The 26,559-nt window shown below is 69.6% G+C and carries 14 protein-coding genes and 1 riboswitch; of the genes, 11 read left to right on the forward strand and 3 right to left on the reverse strand.

Features of this window, described 5'->3' with window-relative positions; all coding sequences use genetic code 11:
- The first annotated feature begins 59 nt into the window (after positions 1-59).
- The 7 genes from EV655_RS19010 (at position 60) to EV655_RS09000 (ending at position 10,396) form a co-directional block, all read left to right on the forward strand.
- Complete coding sequence (locus EV655_RS19010) at positions 60-422, forward strand: FeoA family protein (RefSeq protein ID WP_207901944.1); 363 nt, start codon at positions 60-62, stop codon at positions 420-422.
- Positions 415-2,898: a ferrous iron transport protein B gene (feoB, locus tag EV655_RS08975; protein ID WP_132543966.1), complete on the forward strand. Its 2,484-nt coding sequence runs from the start codon at positions 415-417 to the stop codon at positions 2,896-2,898. The genes EV655_RS19010 and feoB overlap by 8 nt, the downstream gene beginning before the upstream one ends.
- Positions 2,895-3,137: a hypothetical protein gene (locus EV655_RS08980; protein WP_132543968.1), complete on the forward strand. Its 243-nt coding sequence runs from the start codon at positions 2,895-2,897 to the stop codon at positions 3,135-3,137. Before feoB ends, EV655_RS08980 begins: the two co-directional genes overlap by 4 nt.
- A 123-nt stretch (positions 3,138-3,260) precedes the next feature.
- Positions 3,261-3,566: a hypothetical protein gene (locus tag EV655_RS08985; protein ID WP_132543970.1), complete on the forward strand. Its 306-nt coding sequence runs from the start codon at positions 3,261-3,263 to the stop codon at positions 3,564-3,566.
- 180 nt (positions 3,567-3,746) lie between these two features.
- On the forward strand, positions 3,747-7,094 hold the full coding sequence (locus tag EV655_RS08990; protein WP_165905313.1) for a transglutaminase family protein: 3,348 nt from the start codon (positions 3,747-3,749) through the stop codon (positions 7,092-7,094).
- A 1-nt stretch (position 7,095) separates the two neighbouring features.
- Positions 7,096-9,498, forward strand: a complete 2,403-nt coding sequence (locus tag EV655_RS08995) for a circularly permuted type 2 ATP-grasp protein (RefSeq protein ID WP_132543974.1) — start codon at positions 7,096-7,098, stop codon at positions 9,496-9,498.
- Between the two features lie 4 nt (positions 9,499-9,502).
- On the forward strand, positions 9,503-10,396 hold the full coding sequence (locus EV655_RS09000; RefSeq protein ID WP_132543976.1) for a transglutaminase family protein: 894 nt from the start codon (positions 9,503-9,505) through the stop codon (positions 10,394-10,396).
- 51 nt (positions 10,397-10,447) lie between these two features.
- Here EV655_RS09000 and EV655_RS09005 read toward each other — a convergent pair whose 3' ends face one another.
- The 3 genes from EV655_RS09005 to EV655_RS09015 all read right to left on the reverse strand — a co-directional run bounded on the left by EV655_RS09005 (position 10,448) and on the right by EV655_RS09015 (position 22,748).
- Positions 10,448-11,176: an NnrU family protein gene (locus EV655_RS09005; RefSeq protein WP_243645038.1), complete on the reverse strand. Its 729-nt coding sequence runs from the start codon at positions 11,174-11,176 to the stop codon at positions 10,448-10,450.
- Between the two features lie 131 nt (positions 11,177-11,307).
- Positions 11,308-19,302: a hypothetical protein gene (locus EV655_RS09010; RefSeq protein WP_132543978.1), complete on the reverse strand. Its 7,995-nt coding sequence runs from the start codon at positions 19,300-19,302 to the stop codon at positions 11,308-11,310.
- Positions 19,299-22,748 (reverse strand): hypothetical protein, encoded by a 3,450-nt coding sequence (locus EV655_RS09015; protein WP_132543980.1) that lies wholly within the window; start codon positions 22,746-22,748, stop codon positions 19,299-19,301. Before EV655_RS09015 ends, EV655_RS09010 begins: the two co-directional genes overlap by 4 nt.
- A 245-nt stretch (positions 22,749-22,993) precedes the next feature.
- Here EV655_RS09015 and EV655_RS09020 point away from each other — a divergent pair, with 245 nt between their 5' ends.
- The 4 genes from EV655_RS09020 (at position 22,994) to thiD (ending at position 26,370) form a co-directional block, all read left to right on the forward strand.
- On the forward strand, positions 22,994-23,944 hold the full coding sequence (locus EV655_RS09020) for an autotransporter outer membrane beta-barrel domain-containing protein (protein ID WP_132543982.1): 951 nt from the start codon (positions 22,994-22,996) through the stop codon (positions 23,942-23,944).
- A 90-nt stretch (positions 23,945-24,034) separates the two neighbouring features.
- A riboswitch (TPP riboswitch) is annotated at positions 24,035-24,130 on the forward strand.
- A 52-nt stretch (positions 24,131-24,182) separates the two neighbouring features.
- The gene (gene thiM / locus EV655_RS09025) at positions 24,183-24,974 is read left to right on the forward strand and encodes a hydroxyethylthiazole kinase (protein ID WP_132543984.1); all 792 of its coding nucleotides are present in this window, start codon (positions 24,183-24,185) and stop codon (positions 24,972-24,974) included.
- Entirely contained in the window at positions 24,971-25,576 is a 606-nt protein-coding gene (gene thiE, locus EV655_RS09030; RefSeq protein ID WP_132543986.1) for a thiamine phosphate synthase, read from the forward strand. The genes thiM and thiE overlap by 4 nt, the downstream gene beginning before the upstream one ends.
- On the forward strand, positions 25,573-26,370 hold the full coding sequence (gene thiD / locus EV655_RS09035; protein WP_132543988.1) for a bifunctional hydroxymethylpyrimidine kinase/phosphomethylpyrimidine kinase: 798 nt from the start codon (positions 25,573-25,575) through the stop codon (positions 26,368-26,370). Before thiE ends, thiD begins: the two co-directional genes overlap by 4 nt.
- The last annotated feature ends 189 nt before the right edge of the window (positions 26,371-26,559 follow it).

Raw genomic sequence — 26,559 nt, forward strand, 5'->3', positions numbered from 1 at the left:
CATTGCAAAAGGCGGTCCGGGTGTTTCCCGGCCGCCAAACGGTAGGACAGGACCGGACGATGGAATGTGGAAACGGCGGGCGGAAAGGCTGGGGCGGCGGCTGGGGCTGGGGGCGCGGTCGGCGCAGGGCCGGACAGGCGGGTTGTGCCACGCCGGAAGGTCATGGGCCCGCCGCCTGCGCCGCCTGCCCGGTCAGCGGTAGCCTGGATGCGCTTGCGCCCGGCACGACCTGCCGGATCCGGCGCCTGATGGGATGTGGCCCGATCCGCCAGCGGCTTCTCGATCTCGGCATCCGCCCCTGCCGCGAGGTGACGGTGATCCGTTCAGCACCGCTTCTGGACCCGATCGAACTGAAGGTGGGCGACAGCTATATCGTCCTGCGCCGGCAGGAAGCCGCGCAGGTGGAGGTCGAGGATGTCTGACCTCCGCCTCGTCGCGCTTGCCGGCCAGCAGAACGCCGGCAAGTCGACGCTGTTCAACCTGCTGACCGGGCTGACGCAACATATCGCGAACTATCCCGGCGTTACCGTCGACAAGAAATCCGGCCGCTACAGCCACAAGGGCCAGAGCGTCGAGGTTGTCGACCTGCCCGGCTGCTATTCGCTCACCTCGTATTCCCCCGAGGAACGGGTGGCGCGGGAATTCCTGCTGAACGACCGCCCCGACATGGTGGTCAACGTCCTGGATGCCTCGAACCTGCGGCGCGGGCTGCCGCTGACCTTCCAGCTTCTGGAAATGGGCGTGCCCGTCGTGGTCGCGCTGAACATGATGGACGTGGCCGAGGGGCGCGGGCTGGAGATCGATCTGGCCGCGCTGTCGCGGCGGCTGTGCGTTCCGGTCGTGCCGGTGGTGGGCCGCAAGGGTCAGGGCGCCGAGGCGCTGCGCGAGGCGATCGCGGCCGAGCACGGGGCGCGGCCTGCAACGCTGAACTACGGTGCGCTCGAACCGGCCGTGCAAGAGCTTCAGGCCCTGCTGGCCGACGAGGGGGCGCTGAAGGGGCTGTCGGCGCGCTGGCTTGCGGTCAAGCTTCTGGAGGACGACGCCGAGGCCGAGCGGCTCTTGGCCGAACGTCTCGACAACCCCCACCCGATCCTAGATCTGGCACATCGCCGCCGAACCGCCGCGGGCGGGACCGATGCCGCATCCGAGGCAATCGCCGCCGCGCGCGACGGTCTTGCCGCCGATATCGTGGCCACCTGCATCACCGCGACGCGCGCGGGCCATGTACCCATGTCCGAACGCATCGACCGGCTGCTCTTGCACCGCCTTTTCGCCCCGGTGTTCCTGGTGGCGATCGTCTGGGCGATCTACCAGCTGTCGATCGTGCAGGGCTATGAACTGACCAAGGTCACATGGCCGATCCTGGCGGGGTTCCGCAATGTCGCCGCCGGGGTGCTGCCCGATGCGGGGTTCCTGATCGACCCCCAACTGCGCGCGCTTGGCCTGTGGATGGTGGATTCCGCCAACACGCTGCTGAACTACGTTCCGATCTTCCTGATCCTGTTCGCGCTGATCGCGATCCTGGAAGATTCGGGCTACATGGCGCGGATCGCCTTCATCCTCGACCGCATCCTCAACCGCTTTGGCCTGCACGGGCAGTCGACGCTGCCCTTCATCCTGGCCGGTGTCTTCGCGGGCGGTTGCGCGGTTCCCGGCGTGATGGCGACCAAGGGTATTCCCGACCACCGGGCGCGGATGGCGACGATCCTGACCGTGCCGTTCATGAACTGCATGGCCAAGATCCCGCTCTACACACTTCTGATCAACATCTACTTTCCCGACACCAAGGGGCTGATGCTGTTCTACCTGTCTACGATCACGGTGATCGCGGCGCTTCTGGTGGCAAAGCTGCTGACGACGTCAGTGCTGCGCCACCACGAGACTGCGCCCTTCGTGATGGAACTGCCGAACTACCACCTGCCGACGATCCGCGGCGTGGTGCAGCGCGCCGTCGACCGCACCTGGCTCTACATCAAGAAGGTCGGCACCGTGGTGGTGTCGATCGCGATGGTGATCTACGTGCTTCTGCAGTTCCCCGGTGTGCCCGCCGACCGCGAAGTTGCCTACCAGGCCCGGGCCGAGGCGGCCATCGCCCAATTCTACGACGCGCTCGCGGACAACCCGCACCGCGCGGCGGTGCCCGACCAGGCGGCGCTGGTGCGGCTGGTCAATGCGCAGGCGGACTACAAGGCGGCGCGCATGAACGCCGGCAGCAAGGCCGCGGCCGAGGCGCTCGATGCGCGCTTTGCCGAGCGGCATCCCGACTTCGTGCCGTTCGTGCTGCGCGCGCGCGATGCCGACGCCAGGAGTGCCGCCGCCGCGCTGAAGGATCTGACCAACGCCCGCACAACGCTGCGCCGCGAGATGCGCCAGGACAAGATCGAGTCCAGCTTTCTGGGCATGATTGGCCACGGGCTGGAACCGGTCACGCAATTCGCCGATTTCGACTGGAAGATCAACGTGGCGCTTCTGGCCTCGTTCGCGGCGCGGGAAAGCTCGGTCGCCACGCTCGGCGTGCTGTTCGACCAGGAAGAGGGCGAGAACGCCACGCTCGAGGACCGGATGGGCGCCGAGCAGGCGGCCGAGGGCCGCACCGCGCTGTCGGCGGTCGCGCTGATGCTGTTCTTCGCGCTTTACCCGCCCTGCCTTGCCACCGTCATCATGGTGCGCGTGCAGACTGACAGCTATCGCTGGATGGCCTTTTCGATCGTCTTCCCGACGATCCTTGGTCTGGCGGTGGCAAGCGCGGTGTTCACGCTGGGCAATGCGCTGGGCCTGAGCGGCCTGCAGACGATGACGGCGATCTATCTGGCCGGGGTTGCGGCGCTCCTGATCGTGGCGCTGCCCAAGCCCTGGCTCGGGCGGCCGGCCCCCGTTGTCGCAGGAGAACGTGCATGACCGACACGCCCCATATCGACCTTGGCGCCGAAGTGGGCATCGCGCCCCATGAATACGCGCTGATCGCGCTGGCACTGGCCGTTGCGCTGGGCTTTCTGTTCCGCGGCCTTTTGCGCCGCCGGCGCGGCGCTGCCCCGGCCTGCGCAAGCTGCCCCGGATGCACCGCCGCGACCCCCTGCAAGGCCGTGGACCTCTCGTTCCCCGAGACCGCGCCGGGATCCCGGACCCCGACGGACTAGGGCGCGTCGCAGGACAGGGGCGGCGCACCGGCATTTCGCAATATTGCGAAAGCCGGCCGCCGGGGGTATCCATCCGGGATGGGCTGGCCGCTCCGCCGGCCGCAACTGAGAGGGATTTCGGGGATGTTGCTGCTTCTTGGTCTCTATCTCTGCTTCTCGCTTGCCTTGCTTCTCGGTGCGGCCGAGATCGAGCGCCGCGCCATCGTCGCCCGCAGGCTTGGCCCGAATGGCAAGGCCTTTCTTGCCGCGATCGTCACCTCGATGGTCGTCTCGCTGGGCGTCACCGTCGCCTCGGCCTTCATCGGGGGCTGGATCCAACTGCTTCATGTTCTGGGGGGCTCGATCCTTTATCACGGGGTCATGGGCATCTTCCTCGTGCATGGCCTGCAGGAGGTATCGGCCCGGGTCGCGGTTCAGGGTACGGCCTGACGGCCCGGGCGGCACGGCGGCAGCAGAGCGCCCCTTGGGGACAGAGGGGGCCGAATCTGCCGAAATTGACCGCGGTCCTTGCGTCGCGGCGTCCCGATCCGCGCGAAACCGGCCGAAGCGGTTTACAGCCCCGCGAAAACCGTCTTTGCTGCGCTGCGACAAGAGGGGCGCGCGCAGATCATGGCCATAACGGCAACCATCCGACACCTGACACACTACCGCTATGATCGTCCGGTCAGCCTCGGCCCGCAGGTGATACGCCTGCGTCCGGCACCGCACAGCCGGACGCGGGTGATCTCGCATAGCCTGAAGGTCGCGCCCGAAGGCCATTTCGTGAACCACCAGCAGGACCCTTACGGCAACTGGCTGTCCCGCTTTGTCTTTCCCGAACCGGTGCGCGAGTTCCGGATCGAGGTCGACCTTGTCGCCGACATGACGGTCTACAACCCGTTCGATTTCTTCGTGGACGAAAGTGCCGAGGCGTGGCCCTTCGACTACCCGGCCGACCTGGTCGACGACCTTGCGATCTACCGCACGCCCGAGCCCGCGGGGCCGCTGCTGCATGCCTTCCTCCGCACGATCCCGCGCGAGGCGACGCGCACCGTCGATTTCGTTGTCGATCTCAACGCCCGGCTCCAGCACGAGATCGGCTACGTGATCCGGATGGAACCCGGCGTGCAGACGCCCGAGGACACGCTGCGCCTGAAATCGGGATCATGCCGCGATTCCTCGTGGCTGTTCGTGCAGATCCTGCGCCACCTGGGCTTTGCCGCGCGATTCGTCTCGGGCTACCTGATCCAGCTGAAACCCGACCTGGTTGCGCTGGACGGCCCGCCCGGCACCGATCACGACTTCACCGACCTGCATGCCTGGGCCGAGGTCTACCTGCCCGGTGCGGGCTGGATCGGGCTGGACCCGACCAGCGGGTTGCTGACCGGCGAAAGCCACATCCCGCTGGCCGCGACGCCGCATTATCGCAACGCCGCGCCGATCTCGGGGATGGCGTCCTATGCCGAGGTCGATTTCAGCTTCCACATGGAGGTGAACCGCACCGCCGAACACCCGCGCATCACCAAGCCCTTTTCCGACGAGGCATGGCAGGCGCTGGATGTGCTGGGCCACAAGGTCGATGCCGCGATCCGCGCGGGCGACATGCGCCTGACCATGGGGGGCGAGCCGACCTTCGTCTCGATCGACGATTTCGAGTCGGACGAGTGGAACACTGCCGCCGTGGGGCCGATGAAGCGCGGGCTGGCCGACCAGTTGATCCGGCGGCTGCGCGACCGCTTCGCGCCGGGCGGCTTTCTGCATTACGGGCAGGGCAAGTGGTATCCCGGCGAAACCCTGCCGCGCTGGACCTTCTCGCTCTACTGGCGCAAGGACGGCAAGCCGATCTGGAAGAACCCGGATCTGATCGCCGAGGAGCAGGCGAAGACCGGGGCGGGGCCCGAGGAGTCGGACAGGCTTCTGAAGGGGATCGCCGAACGGCTGGGGGTCGAGCCCGAGATGGTGGTTCCGGCCTACGAGGACCCCGCCGAATGGATCATCAAGGAAGGCAACCTGCCCGAGAACGTCACGCCTGAGAATTCCCGGCTGAAGGACCCCGAAGAACGTGCCCGCATTGCCCGCGTGTTCGCGCGCGGATTGACGGAACCGGCGGGCCATATCCTGCCGATCCAGCGCTGGCAGGCGAAGGCGACCGGCCCGCGCTGGCGATCCGAACGGTGGACGATGCGCCGGGGCAAGCTGTTCCTGGTGCCCGGCGACAGCCCGGTTGGCTATCGCCTGCCGCTGGGCGGCCTGCCCCATGTGCCGCCCACGCAATTCCCCTATACCTATGTCACCGATCCGACGGTCGAGCGCGGCCCCCTGCCCGATTTCGATGCGGTGGACCGGGCGGCCGAGGCCGAGATGCCCGAGACGACGCCGGGCCACGACCAGGCCGTTGCCCGCTTTACCGAAGGCGGCGCGGTGCAGGACGTGCGCGAGCAGGAGCTTGGCACCGGCGCGGTGCGCACCGCGCTGTCGGTCGAGCCCCGCGACGGGCGGCTCTGCGTCTTCATGCCCCCGGTCGAGGACGCCGAGGATTACCTCGACCTTGTCGCCGCGGCCGAGGCCACCGCCGCCGAGATGGGCCTGCCCGTCCATATCGAGGGCTACGCGCCGCCGCATGACCCGCGGTTGAACGTGATCCGCGTGGCCCCCGACCCCGGCGTGCTCGAGGTCAACGTCCACCCTGCAACCGATTGGGACGAGTGCAAGGCGATCACGCTGGGCGTCTATGAAGAGGCGCGGCTGACGCGGCTGGGCGCCGACAAGTTCATGGTCGACGGCAAGCATTGCGGCACGGGGGGCGGCAACCACGTTGTCGTGGGTGGCGCCACGCCCAACGACTCCCCCTTCCTGCGCCGGCCGGACCTGTTGCGCTCGCTGATCCTCTACTGGCAGGGGCACCCCAGCCTGTCCTACCTCTTCTCGGGGCTCTTCATCGGCCCCACCTCCCAGGCGCCACGGATCGACGAGGCCCGCCACGACAGCCTTTACGAGCTTGAAATCGCGCTGAGCCAGTTCCCCGATCCTGGCGAGGGCCCCGCGCCCGCGCCGTGGCTGGTCGACCGGCTCCTGCGCAACATCCTGATCGACGTCACCGGCAACACCCACCGGACCGAGCTTTGCATCGACAAGCTCTATTCCCCCGACGGGCCGACCGGGCGGCTGGGCCTGCTGGAATTCCGCGGCTTCGAGATGCCCCCCGACGCGCGGATGAGCCTTGCGCAACAGGTGCTGATCCGCGCCATCCTCGCCCGGCTCTGGGCCAGCCCCCTCCGGGGCAGGCCCGTCCGCTGGGGCACCGAACTGCACGACCGGTTCATGCTGCCCCATTTCGTCTGGGCCGATTTCCTGGGCGTGCTGCGCGACCTGACCGAGCACGGCTTTGCCTTCCGGTCCGAATGGTACGAGGCGCAGCAGGAATTCCGCTTTCCGTTCTGCGGCGAGGTCGAGTACGAGGGCGTGCATCTCGAACTCCGGCAGGCGCTGGAGCCCTGGCACGTGCTGGGCGAACGCGGTGCGATCGGCGGCACCGTGCGCTATACCGACAGTTCGGTGGAACGGATGCAGGTCAAGCTGACGACGACCAGTCCCGGCCGCTACATCGTCACCTGCAATCGCCGCCCGGTGCCGCTGCACCCGACCGAAACCAGCGGCACCGCCATCGGCGGTGTGCGGTTCAAGGCGTGGCAGCCGGCCGAGGCGCTGCACCCCGTCCTGCCGGTCAACGCGCCGCTGACCTTCGACATCTTCGACACCTGGACGGGACGTGCCCTGGGGGGCTGCACCTACCACGTCGCCCATCCCGGCGGGCGCAGCTACGACACCTTCCCGGTCAACGCCAACGAGGCCGAGGCGCGGCGGCTGGCGCGGTTCGAGAAGATGGGCCATACGCCCGGCAGCTACTGGCCCGCGCCCGAACACCCGCACCCGGAATTCCCCATGACTCTCGACCTCAGGCGGGCGCCGGGCCTCTGACATGGCCTCGACGGATCATATCCCGGCCGATCCGGCCACCGCGCTGCTGCAGGGGTATCGTCCGCCCCCGGGCGTGGCCGACGAACTGTTGCAGCCCGATGGTACGGTCCGGCCGGTCTGGCAGCCGCTGATCGAGTTGCTGGCGGAACAGAATCCCGAGGATCTGACCCAGCGGTTTGCCCGGGGGGACCAGTACCTGCACGATGCGGGTGTCTACTACCGCCAGCACGGCTCTGGCGGTTCAGCCCTGCGAGACTGGCCGTTCAGCCATATCCCGGTGATGATCTGCGCCGAGGAATGGGAGGAGCTGTCCCGCGGGCTGGTCCAGCGGGCGGACCTGCTGGAACGGGTGATGGCCGATCTTTACGGGCCGGGCGATCTGGTGGCGGACGGCCTGTTGCCCGCCGACCTTGTCGCGCACAACCGCGAATGGCTGCGGCCCCTGGCGGGCATCCGGCCGCGTTCGGGGCATTTCCTGCATTTCCTGGCCTTCGAGGTGGGCCGTTCGCCCGACGGGTCGTGGCTGGTGCTGGGCGACAGGACACAGGCGCCGTCGGGCTCGGGGTTTGCGCTGGAAAACCGGATGGCGACGACGCGGGTCTTTCCGGACCTCTTCCCCACCGCCAATGTCCGGCGGCTGGCGGGCTTTTTCCGGGCCTTCCGCGACGCGATGAACGGGCTTCGGGGCGACGAGTCGAGCCGGGTGGCGATCCTGACGCCGGGCCAGCATACCGATACCTATTTCGAGCATGCCTATATCGCGCGCTATCTCGGGTTCCTGCTGCTGGAATGTGAGGATCTGAAGGTCGAGCGGGGCAAGCTGACGGTGCGCACGATCAACGGGCCGCAACCCGTGAGCGTGCTGTGGCGGCGGCTGGACTCGCGCTTTGCCGACCCGCTGGAACTTGACGAAAGCTCGGCGCTGGGCACGCCGGGGATGGTGGCGGCGCTGCGCGCGCGGGAACTGACCATGCTCAACTGCCTGGGCTCGGGCGTGCTCGAGGCGCGTGCGCTGATGGCCTTTCTGCCGCGCATCTGCGAACGGCTGACGGGCGAGGGGCTGAAGATACCGAACATCGCGACCTGGTGGTGCGGGCAGGCGGCCGAGCGGGCCTATGTCTATGAAAACCTCCAGCGGATGATGATCGGCCGGGCGCTGTCGACCGACCTGCCGTTCGAGGTCGATTCCTCGACCGCGCTGGGCGGCGATTTCAGGGGCTCGGCGCAGAAACCGATCGGCGACTGGCTCAAGGCCGACGGCGCGAACCTTGTCGGGCAGGAAGCGGTGACGCTGTCCACCACGCCTGCGATGATCGAGGGGGAACTGGTGCCGCGGCCGATGCTGATCCGGGTCTTCGCCGCCCGCACACCGCGTGGCTGGGTGGTGATGCCGGGCGGCTATGCACGGATCGGGCGCACCGGGGATCCCACGGCGCTGGCGATGAAGAACGGCGGGTCGGTCGCGGATGTCTGGGTCGTCAGCGAAGGCCCGGTCACCCCCGACAGCCTGGCCCCGCAACCGGACGGCCCCTTCGTGCGGCGCCTGCCCGGGGTGCTGCCCTCGCGCGCGGCGGACAACCTTTTCTGGCTGGGGCGCTATGTCGAACGGGCCGAGGCGCGGGTCCGGGACCTGAGGGCCTATCACCTGCGCCTCGAAGAGGTCGGCCATCGCGAGATGCCGCTGTTGTCCTGTCTGGAGCAGTATCTCCAGGGCTTTGACGTCGATCCGGACGAGCCGCTGCCATCCGCGGTGCTGGACCTGTTCGACGCTGGCTTGACCTGCGCGGGCAAGGTCCGCGACCGGTTCTCGACCGATGGCTGGCACGCGCTGACCGATCTCGCCTTTACCGCGCGGGGCATGTACAACCGCGTGCGTCCCGGCGACGAGGCCGCGCGCCGCATGACCGAACTGCTGCGCAAGCTTGCCGGGTTCGCGGGGCTTGTCCACGACAACATGTTCCGCTTTTCCGGCTGGCGCTTCCTGACCATGGGGCGGGCGCTGGAACGGGCCGACCAGATGCTGTCGGCGCTGACCATCTTTACCGACCCTGCCGCGCCGCCCGGCAGCCTGGATGTCGCCGTCGAGCTTGGCGACAGCGTGATGACGCATCGCCGCCGCTATCCGATGGCCACCAGTTGCAACACCGTGGTCGACCTGCTGGCGCTCGACGCGGGCAACCCGCGCGCGGTGCTGTTCCAGCTCGACGTCCTGCGCGAGCAGGAGGCGATGCTGACAGAGGCACGCGAGGGCGGCACCCTGTCGGAGATCGCGCGGCGCATCCTTGTCGCACACACCGCGCTGTCGGTGGCCGCCCCCGAGGAAATGACCACCGCCCGCCTTCGGGAAATCCAGAGCGAGGTGCGCGACATCTCGGTCGCCCTGACCGCGCGCTATCTGAGCTAGGGCCATGGCGATCGACTACGACATCCGCCTCGAGATCACCTACAGCTACAAGGCCCCCGCCGGGTCCAGCCGGACGCTGCTCAGGATGCTGCCGCTGACGACGCCCGACCAGCACCTGATCTCGGGCTTCGTCTCGACCGATCCGGAGCCAGATTTCCGCCGCGACGGCACCGATTTCTTCGGCAACGCCACGACCGAGATCGCCCATGACCGTCCGCTGACCGAAATCGCCTTCCGCTTTGCGGGCCGCGTGCGTCGGCGGGGGGGCTGGCCCGAACTGGACCTCTCGACCGGCCTTGCCCGCCTCGGTGACGAGATCGCCGCGATCCGAAGCGTCGGCCCGGCCGTGCCGCACCATTTCCTGGGCGAGTCCGAGCGTATTCGCCACGAACCCGCCATCGCCGCCTTCGCCGAGGATCTGGTCGATCCCGGCATGTCGGCGCTGGCTGCCACCCGCGCCATCGCCACGGCGCTGCACGCACGGTTCGAGTTCGACCCCGAGGCGACCGAGGTCACCACCCGCCCGATCGAGGCCTTCGAGGCCCGCCGCGGCGTCTGCCAGGACATCAGCCACGTGATGATCGCGGCGCTGCGCGCGGTCGGAATCCCCGCGGGCTATGTCAGCGGCTTCCTGCGCACCAAGCCGCCACCCGGCCGGCCGCGGCTGGAAGGGGCGGACGCGATGCATGCCTGGGTGCGGGCCTGGTGCGGGGCCGAAACCGGCTGGATCGAGATCGACCCGACCAACGATCTGCTCGTGGGCACCGATCACGTCACGGTCGCCGTCGGGCGTGACTATGCCGATGTGGCCCCGGTGCGCGGATCGCTGAGGACCGAGGGCACCCACACGACGCGGCACAAGGTCGACGTGATCCCATGCGCGGCCAGGGGGCGCTGATCGGTCTTCACGGCCCGGAGCATCCCCCATCCCTCGGGCAATCCCGGCGCCTCAGAACGGTGCGGGAACCGGCGAGACGCCGATCACCGGGGTGTGGCCCCAGACCAGCGCGCCCCAGAGGGCAAGGGCGAGCAGGGCCCGCACAGGGCTGGGGCGGCCCCGCGGCCGCCACCGGCCCGCGATCATTGCGGCAAAGGGCAGGTTCGAGGTCCGCGCGGCGAGCCGCTGCCATTCGGCCATGCCCGACAGGCGGCGGTTCCGCCGGTCGATGATCCGGGTGCCCAGGGCGGCGAAGCCTGCGAAACCGCCGAACAGCAGCACATGGGCAAGGTCGGGATTCGCCACCGCGTGCGCCGCCGACCAGAGCCCAAGCGCCCAGAGCAGCGGGTGGCGCGTAACCCCGGCGATGCCCGGGCGCTCGGGGTCGAACCGCGCGTTTCCGGCGCCACCGAAGCTGAGCGGGTTCGGCACGGCGGTGCCATAGGCGATCAGCAGACAGGCCAGCGGCATGACGAGGTTCGGCACCCACGCCTGCCACGCCCCCCAGGGCAGCAGGGGAACGAAGGGTGCACGACCCGCGGCGACGATCAGCCAGGTCAGCATGGCAAGGGACAGCGTGACATAGGCCGCAAGATAGCCCCGACGCCCCAGCGCCCGGTGCAGCCGCGCCTTGACCGCCGGGCGCGCCGGGATCGCGTGCGAGGCCAGGAACGCCGCGAAGGCCAGAGAGAGTTCGCCCCAGCCCCCCATCACGCGCGCGCCGCCGCCGGGGTGGTGCATCCGGCGTCTGTGAACCGGTCAAGGCGCATGTCAGGCCCTCGCAAACACGGGTTTCAACGGCCTCTTACATGTCCTGGCCGCCCGCCGGAAGACCCGTGCTGCACGCCATACGCCCCGTCCCTGGGGTGGCGTCAGGCCAGGGCGATCGCCGGGCAGCCAAGGCGAAGATCCCGCAGGCGCAGGATCGGCGCCCCGGTCGGTGCATCCCCGGCGAAGAGCGAAACATCAAGGCCCAGCGACGCCGTTGCCCAAAGCGCGGCGTGATCCGCCGGGGTCAGACCGTTTGCCGTCAACCAGCCCGCGATCCCGTCGGCGATTTCGCCAAGGAAGGCGGGCGGTTTGGCGTCTGGCGCGCCCAGCGTGACTTCGGTCGGCAGCCGCAACAAGACCGGCAGCCGCACCGGTACCAACGCCTGTGTCGCCGGGCCCGTCGCCGTCACCGGGTAGGCAAAGCTGACCTCCATCTGCAACCGCCCGGGCAAGGTCTCGCCGGTGCCGCTGCCGGCGACCAGGGCGGCGTAAAGCGCGGCCAGATGCGCCGAAAGCGGCCGGGGCTTGCCGGGTGGGCCGGCAAGGCCGCCAATGTCGATGGTCTCGGCGATGTCCAGCACGGGCGCGACCGGCGCGGGATAGCGCACCCAGTCGGTGGTGTAGCGGAATGGCTCCTGGAAAGACGCGTTGCGGACGATCTGCATCGCCATCGTGCCATTCTGCCGGTCGATGACGTTCAGCGCCGTACCGAAGGGCGCGCCCGTGCCGGCGGGTTCGACCCGGACCCGGCGCTCGGCAAGCGTGTGGGCGACCTCTTCGGTCAGCGGCTGGCCGGTCGCACTGTCGACGAAATCGTAGGTCACCGAGGTCGCGTCATGGGCGCGGACCCGCGTCTCGTAGCCGTCGATTCCGATGGCGGGGACAATGTCGAGATCGTCGCGCCCATGGCCGGTGATGCCGACCCGCGTGGCCCAGGGCTGGCCGCGCGCCTGCACGCCGTCTTCTATCGTGAAACGGCGGCGGCGCTCGACAAGCCCTGTCCCGGCGGCGAGGGCGGCACTCTCGGCTGTGATCGGCGTCCAGCTTGCCCCGACGACGGCCCCGGCAAGGTCGGCGAGACTGTCGAGCGCGGCGCGCAGCACCGGGTTGTCCGCCCGGTCGGGGCTGCGGATCGCATCCAGCCCCTCGCGCGTGAACAGCGCCTGCAGGCCGGGCAGAAGCGCGTCAAGGGCGATCAGCGCGTCGATCACGTCGGGGGCCACGGCCAGCAGCATTGCGCCGGCCGCGCCGCTGTTCACCGTGACCTCGAGTTCGACCCGGTCCTGCGCCACGAAGGGGTGGCGATAGATGCCCTCCAGGACCCACGAGCGGGCGCGCGCCAGCGCCTCGGCTGCGCTCATTGCGCCGGGTTTCGCCCCGAACCGGGGAAGGGCCTGCTGCGCGACGAGATCGGGCGGAATCGGGAAGGCGCGCAGCGGGATCGGGATTTCGACCCGGCCGACGGACAGCGGTGCGGGCGGGTCGAGAAAGCCGAGCCAGCCGCCGCTGGTGAACGCCGTGTCGCCGATCCGGACCTCGGACAGTTCGTGTTCGATCGCCGTCAGGCTGAAGGTCAGGTCGGCCACGTAGGTGCTTTGCTGCGTCTTGTTGCGGGCGAACAGCCCGATGGCCATCGGGCTGCCCGCAGGCGAAACCGCTGCCTTGCCCGCCGTCAGGGCATAGCTGGGCGCGGTCGAGGGGGCCCCGGTTCGGCCCGGTCCTGGCATGGTCTGGCCGAAAAGGTTCATCGGCTCGGGATTGGCCACGCCGCCCACCGCGGTCGTCACCTCCAGCACCGCGACCGATACCATCTCGTAGAAATTGCCCATCTCGATCAGACATTCCTGCCGATACCGGTCCTGCGCCGCGGCCAGCGCCGCGGCGCCGGCGGGGGGCGTCCTGGCACCGTCAAGCCGGATCTCGGTCACGAAATGCACCAGCTTTTCGACGATGGCCTTCTTGGCCTCGGCAAGCCGGTTCAGCGCTGCGCGGTTCACCAGCGCGGCGGGGATCGCGCGCTGCGGCGCGAACATCGCGTCGATTGCATCCAGCAGCCGGCGCATGGCGGTGTCGAGGTCCAGGTCGCAGACGGTAATCCGTTGTCCCGGGCTGTCCGAAAGCGTGCCGTCCTCGGCCAGCGTGGGTACGAGAACGTCGCGCGACACCAGCCGGTTGGACAACGGGCGCGGCGCAAAGCAGGGCGGGGGAGCGGTTGCGAATTCGGGCGAAAGGCCCGTTCTGCCGTAGCGCACCACCCAAAGCTGGCGCCCGGCATCGCCCCCGGTCGCGTTGCGATCGGCGCCCGCGGCCAGCACCCGGTCATGGGCGCCAAAGGCGGCCTTGAACCCCGCCTTGAAGGCGTCGAGCGACAGCGGTGAAGTGCCTCCGGGCGCGGCATCCATCCGTGGCGGCACGGCCAGCGTGACCGACCGCACCCGGCTGTCGGCCGGAACGTCCGGCGCAAAGGGACCACGGCGGGCAATGGTCAGGCGCACGCTCAGCGGAACCGCAAGCCCGGGGGCGAGGCCGCCCGGATCGACCGGCGCCGAAAGCGGGGTCAGCGGCTGGACCGGTGGCGGGGTGGCGGGGAATGTGGGGGCGATGGGAGTGGCGTGGATCGTGCGGTAGGCGGTCAGCAGGTCCGCGGCCAGCGCCGCCACGTCCACCGGCAGGGCGGCGCCGGGCAGCAGGCTTGTGGTCAACGTGGCATCGACCTGGGCCTGCCCGGCAATGTCGGCGATCTGGTAATAGGCCGCCGCATAGGCCGCGAGGTCGGCGGACTTGCGCTGCCTCGCCGACTCGTCCGAGGCCGATTCCGCCACATAGACCGGCGGGGTCAGCACCGGCGTGACGACGAGCCGGGGTGCCTGCGGGCCACCCTCGAAGGCATGGCTGAAGGCGAGGTAGGGCAGCGTTGACGGCGGAATCAGCGGGTCGTCATGGGCTGTCGCCAGCGCCCCGCCCTCGTTCCCGCCCGCCCAGAGATTGCCGAAGAGATCGACCCGCGACAGGCCGATTTCGACCGCTTTCCCGACATGGGCGTAGGGATTGTCCCCGGGTGGCAGATCGCCGCCATCGGACACCGCATGCAGGTTGTCCGCGTGGCGCACCAGTGGAAAGCTGTGCCGGTAGACCAGCGCGTCGGTCTCGGTTTCCGTTTCCTGTGGGCCAAAGACGCTTTGTCCGGTGTCCGGCGGGGGCGTGCCACCGATTGCCGTGATACGCCCCTCGTAGAGGTTGAAAAGCTGGTCGAGCGTGGTGCCCGGATCGTCGGCTGCGGGATCGGCTGGCCGCGCCCGCGTCAGTTCGATGGCCAGTTGGCCCGGCATCGCCAGCGGATGGGCGTCGGTCAGGTCATCCGAGGCGATGAAATAGGCGCCGTCGGCGGTCAGCGCGTGCCCGAGAAGTGCATTTGCACAGGATGGTATGGGCGCCCCGCCGCCCGGCCGGTGGGCAAGCCCCACCACCAATGTCAGCGTGGCGCGTCCGCCGCTGCGGAACAGCGCGTCCGGCAGCCCCTGACCCTTGCCCGCATGGCACAGGAAATAGCCGCCCGAATTGGTCACCCCGCCGCTCCACAGCTTGCCGAGGAAGCCAAGCGCCTGCACCGGGTCGGGCGGCATCGCGGCCTCGGCCCCGAACCGCGCCATCAGGACCGGCGGGCGGGTTTCGGTCGAGAAATTGCTTTGAACCAGGAAGGTATCGGAAAAGTCGATCTGTTGCAGGTCCAGGCCGGTGCCACCCCCGTCGCCACCGCGATGCCCGAGCATGAGGGCCGAGACGGCGGCGGCGGGTGTTTCCGCCGACAGATCGGCGATCAGCCGTTGCAGCAGCGACAGCCCCTTCTGGTTCACGCTGGCAAGCGCATAGGTGTTCTGCAGGAATTCCGGCGCGTCAGGGTTCTGGGCACCCGGCAGCGGGATGCGCACCACCTGGAAATCCAGCGCAAGCGCCCAGGCGAATGCGCTGTCCGGAACCGGCGTTCCCTTGGCATCGGGGCCGTCGTCGCCCGTCGTGTAAAGCGTGAAGCGGCGGGACGCCCCCTGGCCGACGATCCCGGTCAGGCCGGGTGGCAGCCGCCAGAGCGTTTCCGGCCCCGTCCCTGCGGCCAGACCGGCCGCCAGCGCGAAGCGCACCGGGCGGATATCGAAGGCGGGGCGCAGCGCGAGCGTCGGCCGCGGCCCGGTCAGGTCGGGCGTGGCGGGCAGGGCGGCGGGCGCCCTGACCATCGGCTCGGGATCGGTGCTGGAAAAGCCGATACTCTCGCCACCGCCATCGAGCGTGGCCCCCCATGCCGCCTGGTCCGCCGCCGGAAAGCCAAGCGCGAGATCCAGCCGCCCGGCGCCCATGTCGCCGGCGGCAAGAACGGCCTGCTGCCCGGTCAGCGCGTAGAGCGGCCAGGGCGCGTCCGCCCCCGCCGCCACCTGCCGCGTGCCGTGCAGCATGAACCGCGAGGTCAGCCCCGAGAGGCCGCCCAACTCCGGCGCGAGCCGGGCGAGGATCGTGGCGATGTCGGGATCGGGCTGGCCGTCCTGGAACAGATCATGCGCGTCATGCGCCTTTTGCAGGCCCGCGCGCAGTGCAAGCGTGATGTAGTCGGACAGCACCTCGTCGACCGGCGGCGCGGGCACCGCGCCGCGCCCGACCGCCAGCCCCCGGCCGGGCAGGGTGCCCGCCATGGGTTCGCCCGCCCGGGGCGTCGGCGACAATGCCAGTTCGGGGCGATCGCCGACCTTCACCGACACACTCATGCCCGGCAGTGCCGGGAAGAAGCCCACGCCCAGCGTCTGGCCCGCGCCCGGCGTCGCGGGCTTGACGATGCGGGTCTGGAACCCTGCCCGGAACAGCGCCCGGATATCGTCGATCCCGGGCCGCGCCCCGCCCGCAAGCGCGTCGATCAGCGCCGCGATCTGCCCGCGCGAGGCCGCCGTTCCATCGACGCGCGCCTGGTCGGCGGGTGCGCCGCCCGCCTGCGCCTGGCCAGAGGCGGCGAAAAGCCCCCAGCGCATCAGCCCCGTCAGGAACGCCGCGTAAGAGGTGTCGGCCACATTCGCCAGCGTGGCGCCCGCGCCCGGTGCAGCCTGGGGGTTCGAGAGGGCAAGCTGGACGACATGGATCCAGCGGTTCGCGGCACCTTCCGCGGTGTAGTCCGCGCCCGCCGTCAGCGCCGGCAGGACATAGACCGTCAGCGGCACCGGCCCGCCCGGCGGTGCAACGGGTTGCCAGACCGGGGCAGGTGGTGGCCCCGACGCGGCCAGCAGCATGACTGTCGCCGTGTCGTCCCACAGTGCCCGGCTGTCCTGGCCGAACCGGGCCGCGCCATGCACCACCATGTCGAAACCGAGGTGGATCGAGATCTTGAACAGCCCGAGATTGATGATGACCGTCACCTTCACCGAAACGCCGGCCGAGAAGGCGATTTCCGTCGCGCGATGGGCGACGATCGCCATGTCGGCGCGGACGAAGATCCGGACCTCGACCCGGGCCTTGATGATTGCGAAGTCGATCGCGCCGACAAGCTGGCCAAACACCGCAACCGTGGCGCGGATGTCGTGGAACTCGTCGGTCCGGCCGGTCTCGAAGTCGTGATAGGTGGCGAAGGTTCCCTGGAAAAGCCCCTGCACCATCACCGAGAACTGCGCCGTCAGGGGGCCGCTCGCGAACCCCTTCCGGATGCCGATCTGAAGGCCGAGGCCGATCTCGGTCACCGGGCTGAAAATGCCCCGTTCGGGCGGCACGGCGGGCAAGCCACCCGGGTCGATTCCGTCGAGCCGCGCGTAATAGAACCCGCCGGCACCCGAGTAGATCTCGACCGTCAGCGAGAGCGATTTCGAGAAGTCGAGATTGTCCGGGAAGCCCACGTCGATCCTGAAATCGCCGTTGGTGTAGATCGCCAGATAGAACGAGGGCAGCGTCATCTCGAAGGCGCCGAGAGATACCTTGCTGACGGATTTCGGCAGCGTCAGCGTCCCTTCGTAGACCCCGACCGCATCGGTCACCTTGCGATAGAGAACCTCGGCGTAGAGCCCGTCGAGCAGGTTGAGCTTGTCGTTCTTGCCCTTTCCGACGGTGATCAGAACCCCGTAGATATCGGGATCGTCAAAGACGAATTTCAGGTCGGCCTGGCCCAGTATCCTTGCATGCGCGGCAAACAGCCATCCGGCATTGCCGTCGAAATGCATCAGTTCGGGGGTGCCCGTCCAGGCCTTGGCGTCGAGCGACTTGCCCACGGTCTCGACCGCCTCGGCGATGCCTGCGGGCACGTTGTCGAACGCGAAATGCTGGCCCGCGGCGGCGGTCCGGATCTCGACCAGCGCACCGCCCTTGCCGGGGATCTCGGGCGGTGTCTCGGTCGCGGGATCCCAGGCCAGGGACTGGCCGCCCGGCAAGCGGCCGCCGATCTCGAGGGTGATGCCGCTCTTGGCCTCGCCGACATCCTGCGGCCGGTAGACCAGCGTGACGCTGTCGATCCTGAAGGCCAGAAAGCCGAAGCCGATGCCACCCAGCGTGATCCTGACTTCGCGGGTCTCGGTGTCGATCGAGAAGTCCACGTCGCTGGGCAGCCCGATGGCCCGAAGAATGTCGTCCCAAGGCTCGGGGACCACGTAGAAGCGCTGCCCGGTCGCGGACCCGACGAACCACGCCACCATCATCGCAAGGTTCACCTCGGTCTCGAATTTCAGGGCGATCCGGCTCTTGCCGTCATAGCGGCCGGTGACCTTCAGCTGCTGCCGGTCGACCACGGCCTCGATCCGGGCGGTGATGGTGTAGGTGGTCCCCGCCGGCGCGCCGGCTCCGGTCGTCTTGGGCTCTGCCTCGGTCAGGTCCAGCGACAATTCGAAGTGGAACCCCTCCATGTCGACCAAGGCGGCGAAGGTCTTTTGCTTCTCGGTCAGGACGACCGAAAGCGTGGCATGAAGATCGGCGGTCAGGGCCCATGTCCCGTCGAATCGGCCCCTGATCTCGTAGGCGGTCGAGTGGTCGCCCTCGCGGGTATAGCGCGCCGAAAGTTCGCCCAGCGCAAGGTGGCCGAGGGCAGAGGGCAGCCGCTCGCCTGCGCCGGGGACGATGGCTTCGGCCAGTTCGGCGATGCCGATCACCGGTTTCTCGGGCGGTGTCGCGCCGGGGTGGAGCCGTTTCCACGTCGCCGGAACGTCGATGGAGCCCGCGAAAATCCATCTGGCGGCGCTCTCGGCCGCCTTCGCCTTCTTTTTCTTCTCCTCGGCGTGGTATTCGGCCGAGATGTCGAAGATCAGTGCTTCCATCGCGACCAGCCGCCCCGCCAGCTTGAGGTCGGTCTTCGCCGCGGAATAGGCCAGTGACAGCTTGGCTGCCTCAAGTCCCAGGATCGCCTTGCCCCCGTGATCGGAGATCAGCGGCAGGGGATCACCGCTGGCGGTCATCAGGTCGGCGCGGACCGAACCTGATTTCGTCGGAATCTCGACCACGAAATCCAGACCCTTCATGGAAAGGCTGCCCAGTGCGTCGCCAGCCTCCAGCCCGAAATGGCCGAGGAACCGGGCAAAGGTCAGGCTGGTTCCCGCGGTCTGGGAGATCTCGATCCGCCGCTCGGGATAGCTGCCCTCTGCCCTGAGGTCGATCTCGGCAAGGGTAAGGTGGCCGGTCGATGCGGCGGCAAGGCGTTGGTCCGGCGTGTCGGGCTTGTCGAGCCCGACATCGAGCCCGAGCATGGCAAGCGTCAGGTCCGCCGCGCCGATCCGCGCGACCCTCCAGGGCAGGCCCTGGTATCCCTTGTCGGTCCGCTTGCCGAAGCCGAGGACACAGACGACCCGCGCAACGGTTTTCGCCTTTGTATCGAGCAGGATCCGCACCGACTCGAGCGTGACGAAATCCACCTCGGGTGCCGCGCCCGGAGGGGGCAGCAGCCCCTGCGGCAACAGTCGCAGTACGTCCGCCCCCTGCAGGATTCCCGCGATCCGGTAGATCGACGTCAGCCCCAGCGCCAGCCGGACCTCGACCTCGGCGATCGGCGCCTTGGGGTTCGTCGCCTCCTTGATCAGCACGTCGTAATCGAGTGTCAGCGCCTTCCCGAGGCGCACCGCCGTCTTGATCCGGTCGGCCAGCGTTCCTGTCACGACTTGGCCTCCCGCGCCTTGTAGCCGCCGATCCAGCCCAGCGTCGGGGTCACCTCACCGCCCTTCTTGTCCGCGCCGAGCCCGCCCATCAGATAGACATTCGTCGTGCCCGCGGGCGGGAAGGACAGCGTCAGCACCGACAGCCCGATGCTTTCGAAGATCATCACGAACATGTCGGGTGCGGGCGAATCCGCGATGCGCCTGATCCGGTTCAGCGCCACGTCCCGGGCGCCAAAGCGCACCACCCCCTCGATGTCGAAGGCGAGCGATATCCCTTCGGGCCCCGACAGCCGGAACAGTGGTGCGATGTCCGGCCCGTCCGCGCCCCCGGGCCGCCACGCCAGTACCAGGTCCGCCGCGATCACCGCCTTGCCCGCCAGCGCGCCCTTGGCGCCCAGCGTCATCTCGAAGGCAAGCCCGTGCCAGTCGCCCCCCGACAGATCGGCGGGCCGGAAGCCGGCCGGTTCGGTCGTGGTCAGCACCCGGTAGCCGAGGCTATCCGGCGGGGTCGCGGCATTGCCGCCGACAAGGCCCTTCACCTTCAGTGGAAAGGCCGTCAGCAGCGAGCCCGCGCGCACCAGGTTCGCCTCGGTTCCCGGGGGCGGGGTCTCGCCCTGGCCAATCTGCCTGAGCGGGGCATCCCCGAACACCATCCCGCCGGTCCGAAAGGAAAAACTGCGGGCAAAGTCAGTGCCCTGCCCGGGCGCCTGTGCCGCCACGGGCGCGAGGCGCATCTCGAGCGCGAGGTTCCCGAAGCCCAGCCGCTCGAAAGACAGAAGGTCGAAATCCGGCCTCTCGCGGAAACCGAGATGTCCCCACAGCCCGAACCGCGCCACGTAGCCGCCGCCCGCCCCGCCTGCCCCTGCCGTCTCGGGGCTGACCGACATCGTGGTGCGGGTCACCGTCACGGCGGACAGCGCGTTGCCCCCAAGCAGGAACGTACCCGCCGTGCCCGGCGCGGTGGCGAAGGTGTAGCTTGGCACGCCGTCGGTCTGCCGGTAGGTGCCGATCAGCGTCAGCGCATTTCGCGCCTCTTGGCCCTCGGGCGCCTTGTCCAGCACCCGGTCGCCGAACAGCCGGTTCGCGACCAGCAGCGATCTGTTCGAGAAATGCGCAAGCGCGGCATTCTCGAATACGGCCTCCAGCGTCAGCACCCGGAAATCATAGTCGTCCGGGGTGGCCAGATAGGCGATCTCGCCCCGTCCGGAGGTATCGGCCGGGTCGGTGTAATGGATCAGCCCGAAGACCGAGCTTGCGATCCTCAGGTCGCCATCCGCGGCGGGCGCCACGTGGTTCACGCGGTTGCCGATATGGTGCGCGGCAAAAAGGCTCTGGTCGACGCCGGCCAGCAGCGCCTCGATCTCGGGGGCGAGGTTGCCGGGATCGACCGAAACATTCAGCGCAAGCACGCCGTTCCAGTCCGGATCGTCGATCAGGCGGCAGAACGCCCCCAGGGCCGCGACACCGCGCCCGCCGTCGTAAAGCCGGCGCGCCTCGTCCAGATAGGCGGTCAGCCAGGCCGACAGATAGGCCCCCTCGGGGTCGTCGTCGGCGGTGAAGGCGGCCACGCCGGTCCATAGCCGGGGCTGGGCCGCAAGCTGCGCGAGGGACGCGTTTGCGGCCTTGAAGATCAGCACGTTGCGATAGCTGCCGGCCGCCGTGTTCTGGGACAGATCGAGGTCGAAGCGCCAGCCGCTCATCGTGATCCGGGGGCGGAAGCGGCCGAGATTGCCGTTGTCCCTGGTGATGACAAGGAACTGCTGGTTGGTCAGGAACGCATCCTGCAGCGGGCCGGGCAGCGCCTCGCCGTCGGGGGCCTCGAACCGGATCGCCACATCGGTGCCGGGCCCGGACATCGCGGCGATGTCCAGCGCGATCCACCGGCCGTCCCGGAAGGTCGCCTTGTGGCCCTGGGGTGTGAGCGCATGGGTCGTGCCGGCCTCTGCCGCGCCGTCCTGCGCGGCGGCGGCCTTGGCGATTGCCGCGCGGCGGAGCGGGTTGAGATAGCTGAACTCGAAGGCGCAGATGGTCTCTGCCGGAGTGCCGGTCGCTGTCATCGCCGCATAGGGCAGGACGGGGAAGAACGGCGCGGCATCCCCCGGCGCCAGCGCGATCCGGCCAAGCGGCAGGAAGCCCAGTTGCATCGGATCCGGTCCCCCGGGGGCGGCGGCGAAGAAGGGCGCGTGGTCGGGCGCGGCGACATAGGCGCGGGACGCGGTGCCCTGTGCGTCGCGGATCGTCATCCAGGCCGTCGTGGCGGCACCGTCCGCATCCGTCTCGAAGGCCGGGGCCCCCTGCGCAAGCGTCACGCCTGCCGTGGCCGGTCGTCCGGCCGAGAACACGAACCGGTCGCCCGCGCGAAAGGCGACGTATTCGACGCCCGAGAGGCCGCACAGGAACTCGCCCGCCTCCGCGCCGCCGGGCAGGCTGGCGGCAAAGCTGCCGTCGAGCGTGAGGTAGCGCACGGCGCCGTTGCCGCGGTTGAAGACCAGGCGGCCGGGTTCGTCCGGGGCCGGGGCCAGGGCGATCGGCGTTCCCGTCCGCGTGCGGAAGGCCGAGACGAAACCCGGCCCGCCGGGATCAAGCGTCAGTGCGCTGCGCGCTGGGTCGAGCGGGTCGCCCGGTGACAGCGAAAGCCGTGCGGCCTGCCCGGCAAGCCCGTCGGGTGCGGTCATGGCCGGGCAGGCCAGCGGGCCCGACAGTTCCGGCGCGCCGGGTGCGGTCAGTTCATAGCGCAGCCCGAGCACAAGCTCCGAAACCGGTGTCGCGAGCGCCCCATCGGCCTGAAGACAGCCCGCCCAGGGGCCCGCGGCGGGGATTTCGATGGCGGCGCCGGTGGTCGTCGTCGCGAAGAACGGGGCGCCCGGGCTGCCCCGGCCTGTGGCCCGCACCAGCCCCACGGCCCCCTCGCAGGTGAGGGAGAAGCCATCGTCCGCGGCAGTCGCCTCGACCATGATCGCCTTGCCCCGTGGCCCCGCCAGCCGGACCGAGGCGGCCTGTGCCCCCTCGTCCAGCACAACGAGGGGACGGGTTTCGGGTGCGTCCAGCAGGACGCCGTAGCGCGCCCTGCGCCGGTCGACGAGCGGGATCATCGGCAGCGAGGCGGTGCTCGCCAGCGTCGCGGCGTCTGGCAACCAGTGAAACCCTGCCGTCCCGTCCGGACCCCAGCCCCGGGCCAGCAGCGCCGCGCCCAGACCGGCGATGTCGCGCCCGCCGGTGCCGCCCGCCTCGACGAAGAGGAAGCTCAGCGAATGGTAGAGCATCGGGTTCTGCAGGGTCTGCAGGATGTGGGACAGATAGGCCAGACGCGCGGTGTCCTGCGGTGCAGGCGTATGCAGGAAGACCCCGAACCAGCGACCCTGGGCGGGCACCGTGCCCCCCGGCGTCAGCAGGTAGGTGTACGAGTTTGGGGCCTGCCGGTCCCAGAAGGCGACATCAAGCTTCACCCCGCCCTCCCGTCGATGCCGTTTGAACGCAGCCGACGGGCGCCCGGACATCATGTCGTTGCTGTGGAACCGAGGCGACCGGGAAACACACGCTTTCCGCCCCTGACGGGCGTGTCGTTGTGCGCTCGATGTCGCAAATCCCTTGCGGGACGAGCATTTGCGCGACACCCTGACCCAAGGATACGGTTACCCGGGGGCAAGTCAAGGAATTCGCCGCCCCCCGGTTCACCCGGAAAGGACAGCCCATGCGCCGCGCCGCCCTTGCCCTTGCCGTCACGCTTGGCCTGTCCATTGCGCCGCCCGCCCGGGCCGAGCCCGCCTGGCTTGCGGGGCCGGCGCTGGGTCTGCACGACCTGCCCGCGGGGCAGGACCGCGCGCTGGTCCTGCAGCCCCATGTTGCCGAGATGGCATCGCGGAACACGGGCCTTGCTACGGACGCGGACGGGCGGCTCGGGGGTGGGGGGATTGCCCTTCTGACGCGCCCGCGCGCGGATCGGCGATTGCTGTTCCGGCTCGACTCGGGGCGGACGGATGTCGAATACCAGCGCATCTTCCAGGATCTCGACATCCGCAGTCTGGGGCTGGGGGCCGACCTGTTCCAGCTTCGGGACGGGCGCGTGCTGCAGGTGGGCGGCAGCATCGCGCGTCTGCGGTTTCGCAATGAGTTCATCGGCAATCTCGACCGCTGGGACGGTCACGCGGTCGAGGCGCATGTCCGGGCCTATGCACCGCTTCTGGACCGGCCCGGGCTGAGCATCGGCCATTTCGCCGGGGGGCAGGTGCTGGCGCTGACGCAAGAGGCCCATACGCTGCAGGCGACGCTATTGGACCGGGAAACCCGGGTAAGCCGCAGCGTTTTCTATGGAATCGACGCCACCGGCGAGCTGCGCCTGGGACAAGGGCATCGGCTGACGCCCTGGGCCTTTGCCGCCATCGTCCACGATTTCGCCGACCGGCCGCCGCAACGACCCTCGGCGCTGGTGACGGGGTTCGCGCCGGGCAATGCCTATACCCTGTTCTCCGACCAGCTTGCCGGTATCCCCGACCGCTATCCCAGGGCGAACACGGCGGTCTTCGGCCTGGGTCTTTCCGGGGCGATCCGCGGCGGGGGAAGCTATACGATCGGCGCCTTTGTCGAACGGAACGGCGACTATGCGACGCGGTCGCTGCGGCTGGGCCTGACCTTTCCGTTCTAGCCGTCTCTGCCGGCGACACTGCGGGCGCCGGCGAGGCGTCCGCGGGCCCGCAAGGGGGGCTTTCGTTTCCGCGCCGAACGTGCTTCCCTTGTCCCGTGACAGGGGCGTCCGGGGTTTCCGGGCTGAGAAGCACCCTTTGAACCTGAACCAGATCATGCTGGCGGAGGAAGTCGCACCCCGAGGGCCCGAAGGGCGTCTCGCGTGTCCGTCCCTCCCCCGCCCGCGCAAGGAGAACGAGATGCCCGACTGGGGAAGCCACCTGAGCGAGATGCGCCGCCGCGCCCCGCTTGTGCACAACATCACCAACTACGTCGCGATGAACGTCATGGCGAATGTGCTGCTGGCGGCCGGGGCCTCGCCCGCGATGCTGCATGCGGTCGAGGAGGCGGCCGAGTTCACGCCGCTGGCCGCGGCGCTGACCATCAACATCGGAACGCCAAGCGCGCCCTGGGTCGAGGGGATGCAGGCCTCGGCCCGTGCCGCGCGGGAGGCAGGGATTCCCTGGGTGCTGGATCCGGTCGCCGTGGGTGCCACCGCGTTCCGGCGCGCGGCGGTGGCACGCCTGCTGGACCACGCCCCCGCGGCGATCCGGGGAAATGCGTCGGAGATTCTGGCGCTTGCCGGGATGGCGGCGCGGGGCAAGGGAGCGGACAGCGCCGATCCGGTCGCCGCCGCCGAAGATGCCGCGCGGGCGTTGGCCCAACGCACCGGCGCGGTGGTCGCCGTCACCGGCCCGGTGGATTTCGTGACGGACGGACCGCGCGGCTGGCGCGTGGCGAACGGCCACCCGACGATGCCGCGGGTGACGGCGCTGGGCTGTTCGCTGACGGGCCTTGTGGGCGCGTTCCTGGCTGGGGCCGTGGATCGGGCCCAGGCGACGGTGGCCGCGCTTGCCTATTTCGGCCTGGCGGGGGAACGCGCGGGCGCCGTCGCCGCCGGACCGGGCAGTTTCCAGGTGGCACTGCTCGATGCGCTGGCGGCGATCACGCCCGAGGATCTGGCCGCCGGGGCACGGGTGGAACCGGCATGACGCTGTCGGTCTATTTCGTGACGCCGGACGGGGTGTCGGACGCACTGGTTCTGGCCGCCGCGCGCGGTGGGGCGACGGCGGTGCAACTGCGCGACAAGTGCGCAAGCGATGCGGCGATGATCGCGCAGGCCCGGCGCCTCAAGGCGCAGCTTGCACCGCTGGGCGTGCCGCTGATCGTCAACGACCGGCTGCCGGTGGCGCTGGCGGCCGGGGCGGACGGGCTGCATATCGGCCAGTCCGATGGCGACCCGGCCCGGATGCGCGCCGCGCTGGGACCGGACGCGATCCTTGGCCTGTCCATCGAGACCGAAGCACAGCTTGCGGCCGTGCCGCCGGGGATCGTCGACTACCTGGGAGTGGGCCCGGTGCGTGCGACCGCTACCAAGCCCGACCACGCCACGCCGCTGGGGCTGGACGGGCTTGCCCGGATCGTGGCCGCCGCCGCGGTGCCTGCGGTCGCCATCGGCGGGGTGGGCGCGGCGGACATTTCCGCGCTGAAGGCCGCGGGCTGCGCGGGCATCGCCGTCGTCTCGACCATCGCCGCGGCGCCCGATCCCGGGGCCGCCGCGCATGAACTTGCCCTTGCATGGAGGCACGCATGATCCCCAACATCCTGTCCATCGCCGGTTCGGACCCCTCGGGCGGGGCGGGCATCCAGGCCGATCTGAAGGCCATCGGTGCGAATGGCGGCTATGGCATGGCGGCGATCACCGGGCTGACCGTGCAGAACACCCAAGGGGTGCAGGCCGCCGAACCGGTCGATCCGGGCCTTGTCGCGGCGCAGGTCGAGGCGGTGTTCGAAGATATCCGGGTGGACGCCGTCAAGATCGGCATGCTGGGCTCGGCCGCGATCGTGCGGGCGGTGGCGGGCGTGCTGGCGGCGCGCGGCGTGCCGGTGGTGCTGGACCCGGTGATGGTGGCCAAGGGGGGCGACCGGCTGTTGGCGGCGGACGCGGTGGCGGCGCTGTGCGAGGCGCTTGTGCCCCTTGCCACGGTCATCACCCCGAACCTGCCCGAGGCCGCCGACCTGCTGGGCCAGCCCGAGGCGCGCACGCGGGATGGGATGGAGCGGCAGGCCGGGGCGCTGCTGGCGCTGGGCTGCGCTACGGTTCTGTTGAAGGGCGGGCATCTGGGCGAAGATGACAGCCCCGACCTGTTCCTTTCAGCCGACCGGTGCGTGTGGCTGGATGCGCCGCGGGTCCAGACTCGAAACACCCACGGGACAGGCTGCACCCTGTCCGCGGCGCTGGCCACGCATCTCGCCACGCTGGGCGATCCGCTGGCCGCGGCACGGGCGGCCAAGGCCTATACGCTGGCTGCGATCCGCGCAGCGGGCGGATTGGCGGTGGGGCAGGGGCAGGGTCCGACGGACCATTTCTTCGCGCTGCGCCGGTGATCGGGGCGCGCGGCCGGGGCGGGTTTCCCGGCCGCGCGGCAGGCCAAAGGCCAGTATGCGGGCATCGGCGGGGTTTTCGGGCGGACGTTTCGCGTTCTGGCCCGCAGGCTGCGCCAACGTCCCTTTTTGCCGCCCCTTATGGTCTTGGAGGGGGAAATTATCCTATATTGGGCGCAGCTTGTGAGGTGC

The organism is Rhodovulum euryhalinum, assembly GCF_004342445.1.
Classification (GTDB): Bacteria; Pseudomonadota; Alphaproteobacteria; order Rhodobacterales; family Rhodobacteraceae; genus Rhodovulum; species Rhodovulum euryhalinum.